The organism is Metasolibacillus sp. (assembly GCF_025291715.1).
In the GTDB taxonomy this organism is placed as follows: domain Bacteria; phylum Bacillota; class Bacilli; order Bacillales_A; family Planococcaceae; genus Metasolibacillus; species Metasolibacillus louembei.
Map to the genome: position 1 here is coordinate 80,072 of NZ_JAMBIZ010000010.1, position 15,030 is coordinate 95,101.

Consider the following 15,030-nt stretch of genomic DNA (forward strand, 5'->3'; position numbering starts at 1 on the left):
AAACAAAAACACGAACGCTATCACAATATTAAACTGTGATCGTTCGTGTTTAGTGCTATCATTTACCATTTTTAGTATTCTGGTGGTGCTTCATATTGCGACCAATCTACATTAAGGAATTTATTGAATTCCTTTTTAAAGGCAAGTGTAACAGTTCCTGTTGGACCATTACGTTGCTTTGCAATAATGATTTCAATCATATTTTTACTTTCAGACTCACGGTCATAGTAATCATCGCGATATAAGAATGCAACGATATCGGCATCTTGCTCAATCGAACCAGACTCACGCAAGTCACTCATCATCGGACGCTTATCTTGACGCTGCTCTACACCACGCGATAGCTGTGATAACGCAATAACTGGCACCTTTAATTCACGTGCAAGCCCCTTTAAAGAACGAGAAATTTCCGATACCTCTTGTTGACGGTTTTCTCCAGGACGTCCACTACCTTGAATAAGCTGTAAATAATCGATTAAAATCATGCCTAGCCCATGCTCCTGCGCTAATCGACGGCACTTTGCACGAATTTCATTAATTCGTACCCCCGGCGTATCATCAATAAAAATGCCTGAGCTTGAAAGGCTCCCCATCGCCATTGTTAGCTTGCCCCAATCCTCTGCTGACAATGCACCTGTACGTAAAGCTTGAGCATCAATATTGCCCTCGGCACAGAGCATACGCATTACAAGCTGATCTGCCCCCATCTCCAATGAGAAGATAGCGACATTTTCACGTGCCTGAACTGCTACGCTTTGTGCAACATTTAAAGCAAAGGCTGTTTTCCCCACAGATGGACGAGCTGCTACGATAATTAAGTCATTGCGTTGAAAGCCTGCTGTAATATTATCTAGGTCACGGAAGCCTGTCGGAATCCCTGTAACATCACCTTGTCTTGATTGTAGCTTCTCAATATTATCAAAAGTATCAACGAGAACATCTTTCACATGCTTGAAGTCACCAGCGTTTTTACGGTTGGCTACCTCCATCATTTTTTTCTCGGCTTCTGATAATAATGCCTCTACTTCATCTTCACGTGTATAGCCATCCTGCACAATTTTCGTTGCAACACTAATTAAGCGGCGTAGTAACGCCTTTTCTTCTACAATCTTTGCATAGTGTGCAATATTAGCAGCAGTTGGGACCGCGTTCGCTAGCTCAGAAATATACGATAGACCACCGACATCCTCTAGCTCTTTTTTTACGGAAAGCTCCTCTGTAACAGTAACGACATCTATTGCTTTTCCTTGGTCGCTTAATGTGAGCATCGTTTGGAAAATAATTTGATGTGCGCGACGATAAAAATCTTCCGGTATTAAAATTTCGGATGCTGTAATCAGTGCCTGTGGCTCAAGAAATATCGCACCAATAACCGATTGCTCTGCTTCATGATTATGCGGCGGCACGCGGTCTATCATAGAGTCATTCATCTATATGCTCCCCTTATTCAGCAATAACATGTACTTTTAATGTAGCCTTTACTTCTTGATGAAGTTTTACTGGTACATTTGTATAACCTAAAGAACGAATACCGTCGTTGCACTCCATTTTACGTTTATCAATTTTAATGCCATGTATTTTTTGTAACTCATCTGCAATTTGCTTTGTTGAGACAGAGCCGAATAAGCGGCCGCCCTCTCCTGATTTTGCTTTAACCGTTACTTCTAATGCTTCAATTTTGTCTTTTAAATCTTTAGCTGCTTGTAGCTCAGCTGCTGCATTTTTCTCTTCTAGCTTTTTTTGTCCTTCCAGCTGGCTTAATGCTTGATTATTCGCTTCCACTGCATAGCCATTTTTAATTAAAAAGTTTTGCGCATAACCATCTGCTACATTTTTAATTTCACCTTTTTTACCTTTTCCTTTAACATCCTTTAAAAATACAACTTTCATTATTCATTACTCCCTTCAATTACTTGTGCAATTGCATCAATTAAATATTTTTTTGCTTCATCTATTGAATGTGCCTCTACTTGTGCTGCTGCATTTGTTAAATGCCCACCGCCGCCAAGTTTTTCCATTACAAGCTGGACATTTGTTTCACCTAACGATCTTGCGCTAATGCCGATTAAACCATCTGCTCGATGTGCAATCACAAATGATGCAGATACGTCCTTCATCGTTAATAAAATATCAGCTGTTTGTGCGATAATAACTGAATCATAATTGCGCCTATCTTCTCCATGCGCAATCGCAATTCCTGGAAAAGCAAATTCAACCGTTTGTACGATTTTCGAGCGCTCAATATACGTATCAACATCCTCTTTTAATAGTTGTTGTACTAATATTGTATCAGCACCATGTGTCCTTAAGTATGAGGCTGCTTCAAATGTACGTGCACCTGTACGTAATGTAAAGCTTTTCGTATCAACGATAATGCCCGATAGTAACGCCGTTGCCTCTAATGGCGTTATTTTTTCACTTTTTGGCTGATATTCTAGCAGCTCTGTTACAAGCTCGGCTGTTGAAGATGCATACGGCTCCATATAAACAAGTGTCGGATTCGTCACAAATTCCTCACCTCGACGATGATGGTCAATGACAACAATTTTATCAATCTTATTAAACAAACGGTCATCAATCGTCATGCTTGGCTTATGTGTATCAACAATGATTAATAGTGATTTGGGTGTCATTTTTGATAATGCTTCCTCTGGTGAAATAAAGCGTTGATAAAAGTCAGACTTCCCTTTAATTTCATTCATCAGCCTTTGTACGCTACCATGTAAATCATCAAAATTAACGACGATATAGCCATCTACTTTATTCATTTGTGCCATTTTTCGAACACCGATAGCTGCACCAATAGCATCCATATCAGGCTGTTTATGTCCCATTACAAATACTTGATCGCTTTCTTGTATTAAATCTCTTAACGCATGGGAAATAACACGCGCCCTTACGCGAGTACGCTTTTCAACAGGATTTGTTTTTCCTCCATAAAAGCGCAATTTTCCGCTCGGCTGCTTAATCGCGACTTGATCTCCACCACGCCCTAATACTAAATCTAAGCTAGATTGAGCCAGCTCACCAAGCTCAACTAATGAGGACGAGCCTGCCCCAACGCCGATACTCAAGGTTAGCGACATATTCTTTTGCAAAGTGCGTTCTCTTATCGTATCTAAAATTTCGAATTTCTTTAACTCAAGCTCAGCTAAAATGGATTCATTTAACACAGCTAAAAAGCGATCTGAGGACACACGCTTCACGTAAATTCCATAATGTGCAGCCCATTCATTAACAATAGATGTAACCATCGTATTCGTTAAACTGCGCGTTTGGTCATCCATTGCCTGTGTCAGCTCATCGTAATTATCAATAAATAATACTGCCAAGACGGTACGATCAGCAAAATACTGTGTTTCAATTTCTACTTGCTCCGTCACATCAAAGAAATATAATAGCTTTTCTGTTTCCTTGTAGTACGTTCGATATTTACGCTCACCAATCGTGACAGTCAGCTCTCGCTTTTCCTCTGGATGCATGACGCTATATAAATCCTCTGAAATCGTAAACAGCTCTTCTCCAATGAGGGAATCTTTTTCTAAAATATTCAAAATAAATGGATTAGCCCATTCAATATTGTAGTCTTTATTAATTAAGATAATCCCTATTGGCAATTCTAAAAAGGCTTCTTCTCCAACTTTTTTCATCCGAAAAGAAAGCTTTTCAATATGCTTTTCTGTTTCAGCATACGCTATTTGCTCCATTTTCCAAACGTAAAATAATCCGCCAATCGCTACTAGCACATAGCCAATCGCAATCCATATATTCCATAAAAATAAGAAGATAGCCGCCACTAGCAATAACAAAGATATCAGAAAAAGCGGATAGCGAATTAATCTCTTTCTAAACATATCCATCGTAACAGCTCCTTATTTTTTATGGATTTTACCCTTTACATATTCACGCATATTAAAGCCTAAATCAATAATACCGAGCAAAATGATAAATGAGTAAAGCGGTATTGCAATAATGACAACTAAGCCCTTTAAAAAGCTTGGCGATTTGTATTCATCTAATAAGAAGAAGATAAATGATAAACCTTGTAATGTTAAAAGCAACCATAAAACAACTGAGGCGTTAAGTATAATGATATATAAAAATGTACCTACTTCTGGACGTACAAACATGCTAATAGATAGTACGATTAAGTAATACCATAGCACAGCTCTTGGCAAGCGCATCATTTTAAATGGTGCAAATTTTGGTACATCGATTTTGAAACGCTTTAATAATGGTAAGTTAATCGATATCAATACAAACGCTAAAAGAAAGGCAGATATAATAATTGTAGATGGTAATGCAGCCTCCATTAGTCGGAACGCTTCATCTAAGCTTTCTCGTGTAACAGGTTGTTGCAACGGAAACTGCTCCGCCATTTTAATCGATTGCTCATAACTTGTTTTAGCAATTTCTTGACTAATCTTCACAAAATCTAAATTAAAAAATTTCGCAAGCGCTATATACAAAATTGAAAATGTAAATAACAATGCCAAACCTGTGGACATGAACAAATAAATTTTACTTTTCTTATTGCGTATTGCATCACCTATGACTAAACCTGCTACCGCAAACACTATCGATGTCAGTAACATAATAATACCACCATAGATAAATGTAATGCTGCTTGCAATTATCGCAACAACAATCGCATTTGCTCGATCATATGTTGCTGCAAGCCATGCAATCGGCAACAGCGCAAATCCCATTGCCACAATACTTACTAATGGTACATAAAAAGTGATAAGCATAATAATTGTAAACAGAACAATTACAACACTACTGTGTACTAATTTTCTTGTTTGATTATTCGGCATGAAGAACCTTCCTTTTATCATTTAAAACTTTTGCAAATATGGAAGTCAAAATGCTACGTTTTAGCACCTTACTTTCTCATTATTCTATTGTATCATTTTTTTATGCTACAAACAAAGTACAAAAGCGAACACATGATTGGTCTAACAAAAAATATTGACTGAACATTCTAACTTATATATACTAAACAGAAATGTCAAAGTCCATGATTAGAAGTAGTAAAATAAGAGGTTCTTTCAGAGAATTGCTGGTTGGTGCGAAGCAATAAGAAAGCCTATTTGAACTCGTCTAGGAGATTTTATACAGAAACAAAAGTATGTATGAACGGCAGCTACCGTTATAGTATAAAGTGGGTTAACAATTAACCAAGTAGAGTGGAACCGCGAAAAACTTCGTCTCTTTTTGAGGGAGGGCACTGAAAAAGTCGATTTGTCACAAGTTTTGTGATATAAATCGACTTTTTTAATGGTTAAATTGAATAAAGAAGCAAGATTTGTATTGTAAAAAAATGATTGTTTCTAGTTTTTCAATGCCCTTTTTTTGAGGCGAGGTTTTTTTATTTTTATATAGAGGGGGTAGCATCACATACCCATCAAGCTAAGCACATCAATACCCCCAAAATGAAAAAAACGTTATTCTTTCTTTAACAGCAGTAGTTTACAAGAAAGGATGGCGTTTTTGATGAATCGAATCCTATCCAATGAACTGAATCTTTTCGCACAAGAGTTACATGTGTGTTTATCCCCAGCAGTGCTACAGAATATCGCTAAACGCGTTGGCTTTGTCAAACGCAAAAGTAAATATCAAGCCAATGAACTCATTGCCCTTTGTGTCTGGTTGAGTCAGGAGGTTGGGAGCACATCCCTTATCCAATTATCTAGTCGGTTAGAGGCTTCGACGGGCGTATCGATGAGCGCAGAAGGCTTGAATCAACGCTTTAATCAGGCAGCCGTTGCTTATCTTCGAGAGGTCTTTCGCACGCTGCTTGCACAAAAGCTCTGTGCGAATCAATCACTCCCCCGACACCTTGATGTCTCGGTTTAAGCGAATCCGTATTTTAGATGCGACCGTCTTTCAATTGCCAGATGCGTTCGCTCGTGAGTATCAAGGATCGGGTGGCAGTAGTAACACGGCGGGTGTAAAAATCCAATTGGAATACGACTTACTCAGTGGTCAATTTCTGAACGTACATGTTGGACCAGGAAAAAACAATGATAAAACGTACGGAACCATCTGTCTTCAAACGGTCGAGGCTGGCGATGTATGCCTGCGCGATCTTGGCTACTTCGATTTAGGCGACTTACAGGTCATTCATGAGAAAAAGGCGTACTATATCTCACGGCTGAAGCTCAATACACGGATTTATCTCAAGAACCCTGCGCCAGAAACCTTCAAAAATGGGACGTTGAAAAAACAAACGGAATACATCCAGCTCAATATGGCCCAACTAATGGCGAATCTTTCACCTGGTGAAACGATTGAAATACAGAAGGCGTATATTGGTCAAAAACAAAAGCTACCAGCACGTGTCATCATCCATCGCTTAACCGACGACCAAACGCAAACACGCTTGAAAAACCAAGCCATTCGTGAAAAGAAGAAGGGCATTGTCATGAAGGAGAAAAGTAAACGCTTAATGGGCATGAACGTCTACATCACGAACACATCACCTAAAGAAGTCCCAACGAAGGACGTACATGCCCTGTATTCATTGCGCTGGCAGATCGAGATTTTATTTAAAACATGGAAGTCATTTTTTGAAATCGATGCCTGTAAAACAATCAAAAAAGAACGCCTCGAGTGTCATTTATATGGACAGCTCATTGGCATTCTTCTCTGTTCTTCAACAATGTTTCAAATGCGACAGCTCCTGCTCGAAAAGAAAAAGCAGGAGCTGAGCGAATACAAAGCGATTTATATGATTAAAGATTATTTTCCATTATTCTTTCAAGCGATCGCAGTTGGCACAGAAGAACTGGTAAAAATTCTGCATCGCTTGTATCAGCTACTCTCAAAGAACGGTCGTAAGTGTCATCGAGCTAAAAAGATGACGGTTTTTGATATTTTAGGCGTTGTGTATGAAACGACGGTGAAGCCTAGACAAGCTGCCTAGCGAAAAAAACGCTTTTTTCGAGGCTTATTTGGCATGCTTGTTTTTCGTCCATTGGTTAGTTATCAGAAAGAAACGATTCGAATCTAGCTAGTTACGTTGTTAGCTTGATGGGTATGTGACGGGACCCCTAATTGAAAAACATCTTTCTAAAGACTCTAAGAAGATTGATTCATAGTAAAAGAAAATTTGGAATAAAACAAACGAAGTAAGCTTCTGATAACGAGAAACTCCCTTCACTTGTTTTATTCCATCCACTGATTATCCACCAATATAAGACATGCCAATTTTTTTTCGGGATTTGGCTGTTTCTTCCGTTCGTTCATCTGAGTAACGGTCACGACGTTTTGTCCACACGGCTACTAATTCATCATAGAGCTCGTCGTCCGTCAATTCGCTTCTTACAAGCGCACGAACATCAAAACCTTCCGTTGCAAACAAACACGTATAAAATTTTCCATCCGACGAGAGCCTTGCACGCGTGCAGGAAGAACAGAAAGACTCAGACACCGATGTAATAAAGCCAATCTGACCTGAACCATCCCGGAAACGATAACGCTTGGCCACCTCGCCAAAATACGCTTCTTCAGCTGGTACTAGGTCAAAGTGTTCCTCAAGTTGCATTAAAATTTCCTTTTTCGTCACGACCTTTTCAAAACTCCATTTATTATCGGTTCCCACATCCATGAATTCAATAAAGCGAAGCGTAACCCCTCGCTCTTTGAAATACGCTGTCATTGGAACGAGATGTCTATCATTGATTCCTTTTTGAACGACCATATTTACCTTCACTTCAAAACCAATCTCCGTGGCCAAATCAATATTCTTTAAAATATGAGAAGGGGCTATACCACGTCCGTTCAATTGGCCAAACGTGTCGGAATCTAATGAATCCAAACTGATATTCAAACGGCGAAGACCCGCATCATATAAATCGTGCGCTTTTTTGCCAAGAAGCAGCCCATTTGTCGTAAGTCCCATGTCTTCGATACCAGGAATCGTGAAAAGTTGGCGAATCAGCTCAGGAAGTCCTTGCCTCATTAAAGGCTCACCACCTGTAAGACGAATCTTTTTCACGCCCATCTTGGCGAACTGTTCTGTCACGCGTTTGATCTCTTCAAAGCTTAACAATTCTTGCTTAGGCAGAAACACATAATCATCGCCAAAAACTTCTTTCGGCATGCAATACGAACATCTGAAATTACAGCGGTCCGTTACAGAAATTCGCAGGTCACGTATCGGTCTGTTCCAGTAATCTTGTACAGGCGACCTCATTACGGCTGCCCCCTTTCTATGTCTGCCGGATGATTGATGTTGGAAAACGTGGCTTCATCACGGCTGATTTTTTGTCCGGGAATCCAGTTGACTTGCACCTGATCGAATAGAGACATGACACGCAAGTTTCCCTGCTCCAGTTGACGCAACAACAATTCTTTCATTTGATAGTTCCATACACTGACGAGTGGTAGTTGGGTATCTTTAAGTTGCACAGCACTGACTGTTACATTCGGTGACGCATGTATCAGTAACTGCTCTACTGCTTCCGCAGACATATAAGGCATATCACATGGCAACACGATATAACGCTCTGCTTGATAGGCTTCCATCACCGTATAGATTCCTGCTAGAGGGCCATGACCTTGGAAAGGCGACGCATCCGTGATTTTTACTTCATGCTGCTTAAAACGGCGAATAAGTTCAGGACGTGTACTGATGACGATTTCGTCGCAAAATGGGGTCATCGCATTAAATACATACGAATAATAATACGTACCGTTTTTTTCAGCGAAAGCCTTGGGAGAACCAAAGCGTCTCGATTCACCCCCTGCCAGTAAAATACCTACCGTCTTCATCATCCTCCACTCACTGGCGGAATGAGGGCAATGACATCTCCAGACTCGATAACATCTTCAAGCATTGCATATTCTTCGTTCACAGCTAAACGCACTCCTTCTTGAGGGATTGTTGCATATTCAGTTGTTAGCCATGCCCATACCTCACTCACTGATTTGCCGGCAAAATTGTGTTCATCCCGCGCTTTTCCCGTCCACTCTTTCGCACCTGCAAAATACAAGATCTCATTCAATTACATTCACCTCTGGTTTCTGTCGTTGATCTCCAACCCATTCTTCGCCGTTTTCCCACACTTCTTTTTTCCAGATTGGCACCATCTCTTTGATTCGTTCAATGGCATATTCATTGGCTTCATAGGCAATTCTTCGGTGTGGAGACGATACTGCAATGGCGACTGCCACATCTCCGATTTCTAGTTTTCCTATTCGGTGGGCAATGGCCACGCGAGTCTCCGGCCATTTCTCTGTGATTTCATCTCCAATTTCAGCAAGCTTTTTCTCCGCCATTGGAACATACGCTTCGTAAGCTAAATAGACGGTTCGAATCCCTTTTGTCCATTCACGTACGTGCCCTGTAAATACGGTTACGGCCCCTGCTTCTGGGCGTAACACGAAATCTGCATACTTTTGCGGTTCGAGTGGTTGATCTACGATTTCAAATGCCTTCATGACTTCTCCTCCAGGTAATCCACAAACCATTCATCTAATTCATCTTGTAACGATTCTATTTCTACATATTTTTTAATCTGTGTCAGTTTGTTTAGTTCCGAACGTTCTTTTTCATTTCTTAGCAGGACCACTTTTGGGTAATTCAATTGTTTAAAACCTTCAATTAAAATTAGGTGGGGTTCCGAGAAAAGGGTAAGTTCGAGTAACGTTTCAAACGAGTGATTTTCACTATTCAGTTTGAAGCTGAATGGCTCCACCTCCGCTAACGATAGATGCGTCTGGTCCTTCAGCTAAAAACTGCATACTGTCCGTCCCCGCATCTGGTGTAGCGAGAGGTTCGGCATGCCCATGATGCTTAATGACCGCGACGCGTTGACCCCGTGATTTTGCGAGTTTCACCCACCGTTTCACAAGCGTGGTCTTTCCGCTTTTCTTATACCCTACCACTTGTAAAATCCTCACAGTGTCCATTCTGCCACCCCGTCTTCTTGCCCGAGTATCAACACATCCACTTCCATACCTTCAGCATAGCCGCGACTTCCTCCTGGAAGAACGATCAGCGCATTGCCCCGAGCAATCGCCGCTACGGCATTCGATTTATTAAATCCTGCTGGTGTAACCGTGTGACCGTTATACGACGCCCGAATAAAACGAGTAAATGGATTGGCTTTTGAAAAATCTTCACCAAGCACGGCTTTTGTATGAGGCAAATAGAGCATTCTCGCTCCTTGCATTTTCCGAAGTGCAGGTCTTACGAAGAGTTCAAATCCAGTAAAGCAGGCAGAAGGATTGCCTGACAGTCCAAACAATAGCTTACCTTTCGCATACGCAACTGTCGTGACGCTTCCTGGTCTCATGGCCACTTTATTAAACAGCACTTCAGCCTCAAGTTCTTTATAAATGGCGGGCATAAAATCAAAATCACCGACAGATACACCACCCGTTGTAATCAGCACATCGTGTTCGTCGAGCGCTTGGCGAACTTCTTGTTTATTGCGTTCTAGGTCGTCAACCGTAAAGCGGTACATATGATAAGGAACTCCCATTCGCTTCAGTTGAGCGGCAATCATGGGGCCATTGCTGTTACGAATTTTCCCCGGAGCAAGAGGTTCGCTTACATCTATGAGCTCAGACCCTGTCACAAGAATTCCAACAGACGGCAGCTTGGCGACCTTTACAGTTGCATGACCAAATGTAGCGAGTAGAGCCACCGTCCCAGGATTAATAAAGGTGCCCGTTTCAAGTACTGGCTCACCTTCTTTGACATCTTCACCTTGCAGAGATACATTTTCGTATCGATCAAACGGCTTTCGAATAGTGAATGTATCATCATCTTCGACGGTCTGCTCAAACATAACAACTGCGTCTGCTCCTTCAGGAAGAGGAGCTCCCGTCATAATACGAACTGCTTCATGTCTTCCCAGTACTTTAGCTGAAACTGTACCTGCACCAATATGGTCGACAAGCTTAAACAGGACTCGGTGATTGCCAGACGCTCCTTTAGTATCCTCTGAGCGAATGGCAAATCCATCATAAGGAGACCGATCAAAAGGGGGAACAAAATGAGTGGCGACAATATTTTGACGCAAAATCCGTCCGTAACTTTCTTCAAGAGGGATGGTTTCTGTTGTCAGAAGTGTCACGCGGTCCAGCACACGTTTGACAGCTTGTCCTACTAGAATAGGTTGTCGTTTTTCAAGCATAAAAATCCTCCTATCCCCTTATATGTCTTGCGAACCCTGCATGTTATACTCGACATACAATCGCAAGGAAAGGGTGATCATGATGTCTGAACTTACACATTTTAACGACCAAGGACGCGCCCATATGGTCGATGTAACGGATAAAACAGAAACACAACGTATGGCAATAGCCCAATCTTCTATCATTATTAACCAGGAAATTTACCAGCAAATCAAAGATGGGACCAATAAAAAAGGTGACGTTCTGGCTGTCGCTCAGATTGCAGCTGTGATGGCAGCGAAGAATACAGCCCAAATCATTCCAATGTGTCACCCGCTATTGCTTGGAGGTGTGAATGCTGAATTTAACTGGGTGATAGATGAAGAAAACCATTACTATCAGATCAATATCAAGGTTACTGTCAAAGTAACAGGACCAACGGGTGTGGAAATGGAAGCACTCACTGCCGCTTCAGCTGCAGCGCTAACCATTTACGATATGTGCAAAGCAGCTAGTAAGGACATGGTGATAGGTCCTACATTCCTGCTTACAAAAACCGGTGGTAAGTCTGGTGATTATACACGTGACTGTTGATGTTTAGTCAGTTCAAAATAAATATGTGGGAGTTCGGGCAGAATCAATTTCGTCATCGCCAGACGAATGGCTGCTCGGGAACCGGGCAATAAAAACACGACTTTGTCTCCGATGGTTCCTCCCGAAGCGCGGCTGATCATCGCTTTAGATCCCACATCCTCTACGTAACTTAAATAGCGAAACAGTTCACCGAAGCCTTCGATTTTCTTCTCATAAAGCGGATCTACTGCTTCAATGGTGACGTCACGTCTTGAGATCCCAGTTCCGCCCGTTATTAAAATGGTATGAATGGCATCTGAGTTTAGCCACTCGTTTAACTGATGCTGAATTTCAGAAGCTGTATCTCGGACGATTGTATAAGATGAAACCGTCAGACCAGCACTCTCAACGAGTTCGCGAATCAATAGGCCGCCAGTATCCGTTTCTACTGTACGTGTATCACTTACAGTAAGTATGGCTACATGTATAGATGTAAATGTTTGAAATACTTCTGACATCTTATTTCCTCCTATCCAAACAATTGATGATATATTTTCTTTCCTTCAGCAGCCGTCTTGGCTCCGTGAATTAACAAACGCCCATCTGTAAATACAATGATTCGTCGGTCGAATGCATGCAGTTCCGCGAAGTAAGGTGTTCGTTTCAAACTGGTCTGTAGTTTACATGCTACCTGCTCCACATGGTCAAGAGTAAGGGGACGTTTTAAGTCTGGTAAAATCTGTACCGCATTACGCCCACAGAGTACTGCAGGCTCTTGTGATGAATCTTGTAAAGCAGGATAGATTGGGTTGTCACCGCATGTCGGACATTCGGCTCGTTTTAGTCTGCTAATCCCTATATCCATTGTTGTAGACTCCCATAAATCAAAATAATGCACTTTTTTACGCATGTGATGATGATTGTCACTCAGCCACTTCAATGCTTCCATCCCCTGAAGAGCAGCTGTCGTCTGAACAGCAGGTGCTAAAACTCCAACAGTATCGCACGTCTGGTTAAGAGATGGTAGTGCTGGCAATAGACATCTGAAGCATGCAGATGCTCTTGGAATAAACGGAAAAACAACTCCAGAACTCCCTACACATGCTCCGTAAATCCACGGAATGCGATATTTGAGAGCTGCATCGTTTATCAGTAAACGAGTCTCGAAATTATCTGTAGCATCTAGCAGCAGGTCACACTTCTGAGCTAACTGTTCGAGTAAGAATCCGTCGGCATTTTGTAAGTAAGTGACAAGCTTCATGTCAGTTCGAATCATCTTTAATCGTTTTTCAGCCGCAATAACTTTTGGTACCATGTCAATAGCGTCTTGTTCTGTAAATAGTTGTTGGCGCTGGAGATTAGAAAACTCTACGTAGTCACGATCGACTAGGTAAAGTTGTCCGATTCCTGCGCGTGTCAAAGTTTCCGCAAGTGCAGTACCTAAAGCACCACACCCAATGATGCCGACAGTAGATTCTTGGATGTGTCTTTGTCCGAGTTCGCCCACGGGACGAAACAATATTTGTCTTGAATAACGTTCATCCACTTGAGACAACTCCTTTTATGACTGTTTTAACCGTTCTTCTGTTATATCAGAGAATGTACCTACGTAACGAGTGATGTCACCAGTCGAGTCTTTTACCGCACTAATAGTCAGCCACTGCAGATACTCTGTTCCATTCTTTCGTTTATTCCAAATTTCTCCTTGCCACATACCTCGCTCACCAATTTGTTGCCACATCTTTTGATAGAATTCGGGAGGTTGTTTACCAGACTTTAAAATATTGGGGTTTTGACCCACAACTTCATCTTGCTCAAAACCTGTCAAACGAGTGAAAGCAGGATTCACTGAATTGATTTTACCTGACACGTCCGTCACCAGAATACCTTGAGCTGTAGAATTAAACACTTCTGCAGCAAGTTCTAAGCGGTTTTGGAAATACATCCAAACGACAAGCACAAGGCTAGCAAGTGCTACTTGAGAGAGTAACATAAAGCCGATGGAATACTGACCTGTAATCGCATAGATTGAAGCAAGCATAATCGGTGGGAAGAAACCTCCTAGGCCTCCCATCATCGATACAATACCATTTACAATTCCAGCTTGTTTATTGAAGTATAGAGGCACTAGTTTAAATACGACTCCGTTTCCAATACCTGCAATGAAAGCTATCGCCAAACTCCCAATTGTATACAAGCCAATCGACGGTGAGAAGGCAAGGACGATAGCGGCAATCGTATATACAGCAAATGTACCCATTAGTAAAATGAGAGGTTGTAATTTATCAGCAAGCCATCCACCAACTGGACGCATGAATGTGGCTACTGCAATAAATCCTGCTGTCCGCATCCCTGCATCTACTTTTTCAAGATCAAAGTTGTTTACTAGGAAGTTTGGTAAATAAATAGTGAAAGCAACGAACGAACCAAAGGTAATAAAGTAAAACAGAGAAAAATACCAGAGCTTTTCGTTTTTGTATACGCCTTTGATCTGTTCGACGATTGATGTTTTAACTTTTGGTTCATGACGGTCACCTAACACAAAGTTGAGTGCTGCAAATATTAGCAACAGAATTAAATACAACTTAACTGTAGCAGACCAGCCAATTTGTGTTGCAATAATCGGAGCTGAAAATGTAGTAATGGCTGTTCCAATGTTCCCTGCTCCATAAATCCCGTTCACAAGACCATGTTTTTCCTTTGGATAATACTTAGGAAGGGATGTTACCCCTACAGAGAACACTGCGCCCCCAATACCGAGGAATAATCCCCCTATAATCAGGTCCGTGAAAGAAGAAGCTTCACTGATATAAAAAACCGGAAATAAGAGTAATAGGAAACTAACTAGGAAGATGATGCGTGCTCCGAAAATATTGGCATAGTAGCCTAGGGGAATACGCAATATAGAACCGAGCACTACCGGCACAGCGGTCACGACAGCGAGCCTTTCTGTCGGTATCGCAATGTCTTCTGTGATGAATGGAATGAGTGAGGAGATAATGACCCACACCATGAAACCAACAATCAGGTTCATCGTTTGAAGTGGCAATTGAAATTTTTTAATCATACAAATTCACCTTTTCCCTACACATTTTGTCGTACTTGATATCTTCATTGTAGCGGTGAGTAGGGGTGATTTTAATAAGGGAGTACCCTCACCTTAGTACAGGAATCCCTATAAAAATAGCCTCTGGTATGGCAATACTTTTGGACAACTTTTATAAGGGTGCCCTTAAAGCATATGGGGTGTACAAGTTGCTTGACATGGAGCCTCTATGGGCATGACTCTTTGCGCCAGAAAGCCAGCTATATCAGGCTGGCTTAGCC

Annotated in this window: 16 protein-coding genes and 1 other annotated feature; of the genes, 3 read left to right on the forward strand and 13 right to left on the reverse strand. The window is 41.4% G+C overall.

From position 1 onward, the window contains the following. Positions 1–71: 71 nt before the first annotated feature. The 4 genes from dnaB to M3Z76_RS08830 are packed head-to-tail and all read right to left on the reverse strand — an operon-like array spanning position 72 to position 4,817. Positions 72–1,430, reverse strand: a complete 1,359-nt coding sequence (gene dnaB / locus M3Z76_RS08815; protein ID WP_293922518.1) for a replicative DNA helicase — start codon at positions 1,428–1,430, stop codon at positions 72–74. Between the two features lie 13 nt (positions 1,431–1,443). Beyond that, the gene (gene rplI, locus M3Z76_RS08820; RefSeq protein ID WP_293922516.1) at positions 1,444–1,890 is read right to left on the reverse strand and encodes a 50S ribosomal protein L9; all 447 of its coding nucleotides are present in this window, start codon (positions 1,888–1,890) and stop codon (positions 1,444–1,446) included. Next, on the reverse strand, positions 1,890–3,860 hold the full coding sequence (locus M3Z76_RS08825; protein WP_293922514.1) for a DHH family phosphoesterase: 1,971 nt from the start codon (positions 3,858–3,860) through the stop codon (positions 1,890–1,892). Before M3Z76_RS08825 ends, rplI begins: the two co-directional genes overlap by 1 nt. A 12-nt stretch (positions 3,861–3,872) precedes the next feature. Further along, entirely contained in the window at positions 3,873–4,817 is a 945-nt protein-coding gene (locus M3Z76_RS08830; protein WP_293922512.1) for a YybS family protein, read from the reverse strand. 194 nt (positions 4,818–5,011) lie between these two features. After that, positions 5,012–5,218, forward strand: a binding site (T-box leader). A gap of 275 nt (positions 5,219–5,493) precedes the next feature. Between M3Z76_RS08830 and M3Z76_RS08835 the strand changes: the two genes are divergently transcribed. Together M3Z76_RS08835 and M3Z76_RS08840 are read left to right on the forward strand one after the other, a co-directional pair. Then, a complete protein-coding gene (locus M3Z76_RS08835) occupies positions 5,494–5,859 on the forward strand; it encodes a hypothetical protein (protein ID WP_293922510.1) in 366 nt (121 codons plus the stop codon). Next, a complete protein-coding gene (locus M3Z76_RS08840) occupies positions 5,801–6,928 on the forward strand; it encodes an IS4 family transposase (protein WP_293922508.1) in 1,128 nt (375 codons plus the stop codon). Before M3Z76_RS08835 ends, M3Z76_RS08840 begins: the two co-directional genes overlap by 59 nt. Before the next feature lie 258 nt (positions 6,929–7,186). Here M3Z76_RS08840 and moaA read toward each other — a convergent pair whose 3' ends face one another. The 6 genes from moaA to M3Z76_RS08870 form a co-directional block, all read right to left on the reverse strand. After that, complete coding sequence (moaA, locus tag M3Z76_RS08845) at positions 7,187–8,200, reverse strand: GTP 3',8-cyclase MoaA (protein WP_293922506.1); 1,014 nt, start codon at positions 8,198–8,200, stop codon at positions 7,187–7,189. Beyond that, entirely contained in the window at positions 8,200–8,781 is a 582-nt protein-coding gene (gene mobA, locus M3Z76_RS08850) for a molybdenum cofactor guanylyltransferase (protein ID WP_293922503.1), read from the reverse strand. The genes moaA and mobA overlap by 1 nt, the downstream gene beginning before the upstream one ends. Then, positions 8,778–9,011: a MoaD/ThiS family protein gene (locus M3Z76_RS08855; RefSeq protein WP_293922501.1), complete on the reverse strand. Its 234-nt coding sequence runs from the start codon at positions 9,009–9,011 to the stop codon at positions 8,778–8,780. Before M3Z76_RS08855 ends, mobA begins: the two co-directional genes overlap by 4 nt. After that, entirely contained in the window at positions 9,004–9,447 is a 444-nt protein-coding gene (locus tag M3Z76_RS08860; RefSeq protein WP_293922498.1) for a molybdenum cofactor biosynthesis protein MoaE, read from the reverse strand. The genes M3Z76_RS08855 and M3Z76_RS08860 overlap by 8 nt, the downstream gene beginning before the upstream one ends. A 228-nt stretch (positions 9,448–9,675) precedes the next feature. After that, positions 9,676–9,918, reverse strand: a complete 243-nt coding sequence (locus tag M3Z76_RS08865; protein WP_293922496.1) for a molybdopterin-guanine dinucleotide biosynthesis protein B — start codon at positions 9,916–9,918, stop codon at positions 9,676–9,678. Next, positions 9,906–11,150: a molybdopterin molybdotransferase MoeA gene (locus M3Z76_RS08870; protein WP_293922493.1), complete on the reverse strand. Its 1,245-nt coding sequence runs from the start codon at positions 11,148–11,150 to the stop codon at positions 9,906–9,908. Before M3Z76_RS08870 ends, M3Z76_RS08865 begins: the two co-directional genes overlap by 13 nt. An 82-nt stretch (positions 11,151–11,232) precedes the next feature. Between M3Z76_RS08870 and moaC the strand changes: the two genes are divergently transcribed. After that, a complete protein-coding gene (moaC, locus tag M3Z76_RS08875; RefSeq protein ID WP_293923712.1) occupies positions 11,233–11,724 on the forward strand; it encodes a cyclic pyranopterin monophosphate synthase MoaC in 492 nt (163 codons plus the stop codon). Here the strand turns inward: moaC and M3Z76_RS08880 are convergent. The 3 genes from M3Z76_RS08880 to M3Z76_RS08890 are packed head-to-tail and all read right to left on the reverse strand — an operon-like array spanning position 11,706 to position 14,770. Further along, positions 11,706–12,221, reverse strand: a complete 516-nt coding sequence (locus tag M3Z76_RS08880) for a MogA/MoaB family molybdenum cofactor biosynthesis protein (protein ID WP_483310154.1) — start codon at positions 12,219–12,221, stop codon at positions 11,706–11,708. The two genes, moaC and M3Z76_RS08880, sit on opposite strands and share 19 nt — an antisense overlap. Positions 12,222–12,232: 11 nt before the next feature. Next, positions 12,233–13,249 carry a ThiF family adenylyltransferase gene (locus tag M3Z76_RS08885; RefSeq protein ID WP_293922492.1) on the reverse strand — a complete coding sequence of 339 codons (1,017 nt, stop codon included), beginning with the start codon at positions 13,247–13,249 and terminating at the stop codon, positions 12,233–12,235. A 15-nt stretch (positions 13,250–13,264) separates the two neighbouring features. Further along, positions 13,265–14,770 carry a nitrate/nitrite transporter gene (locus tag M3Z76_RS08890; protein ID WP_293922491.1) on the reverse strand — a complete coding sequence of 502 codons (1,506 nt, stop codon included), beginning with the start codon at positions 14,768–14,770 and terminating at the stop codon, positions 13,265–13,267. Positions 14,771–15,030 lie beyond the last annotated feature (260 nt).

Coding starts and splice junctions, on each gene's coding strand:
- dnaB (WP_293922518.1), bottom strand. CDS start 1,430: ATGAATGACTCTATGATAGACCGCGTGCCGCCGCATAATCATGAAGCA.
- rplI (WP_293922516.1), bottom strand. CDS start 1,890: ATGAAAGTTGTATTTTTAAAGGATGTTAAAGGAAAAGGTAAAAAAGGT.
- M3Z76_RS08825 (WP_293922514.1), bottom strand. CDS start 3,860: ATGGATATGTTTAGAAAGAGATTAATTCGCTATCCGCTTTTTCTGATA.
- M3Z76_RS08830 (WP_293922512.1), bottom strand. CDS start 4,817: ATGCCGAATAATCAAACAAGAAAATTAGTACACAGTAGTGTTGTAATT.
- moaA (WP_293922506.1), bottom strand. CDS start 8,200: ATGAGGTCGCCTGTACAAGATTACTGGAACAGACCGATACGTGACCTG.
- mobA (WP_293922503.1), bottom strand. CDS start 8,781: ATGATGAAGACGGTAGGTATTTTACTGGCAGGGGGTGAATCGAGACGC.
- M3Z76_RS08860 (WP_293922498.1), bottom strand. CDS start 9,447: ATGAAGGCATTTGAAATCGTAGATCAACCACTCGAACCGCAAAAGTAT.
- M3Z76_RS08865 (WP_293922496.1), bottom strand. CDS start 9,918: ATGGACACTGTGAGGATTTTACAAGTGGTAGGGTATAAGAAAAGCGGA.
- M3Z76_RS08870 (WP_293922493.1), bottom strand. CDS start 11,150: ATGCTTGAAAAACGACAACCTATTCTAGTAGGACAAGCTGTCAAACGT.
- moaC (WP_293923712.1), top strand. CDS start 11,233: ATGTCTGAACTTACACATTTTAACGACCAAGGACGCGCCCATATGGTC.
- M3Z76_RS08880 (WP_483310154.1), bottom strand. CDS start 12,221: ATGTCAGAAGTATTTCAAACATTTACATCTATACATGTAGCCATACTT.
- M3Z76_RS08890 (WP_293922491.1), bottom strand. CDS start 14,770: ATGATTAAAAAATTTCAATTGCCACTTCAAACGATGAACCTGATTGTT.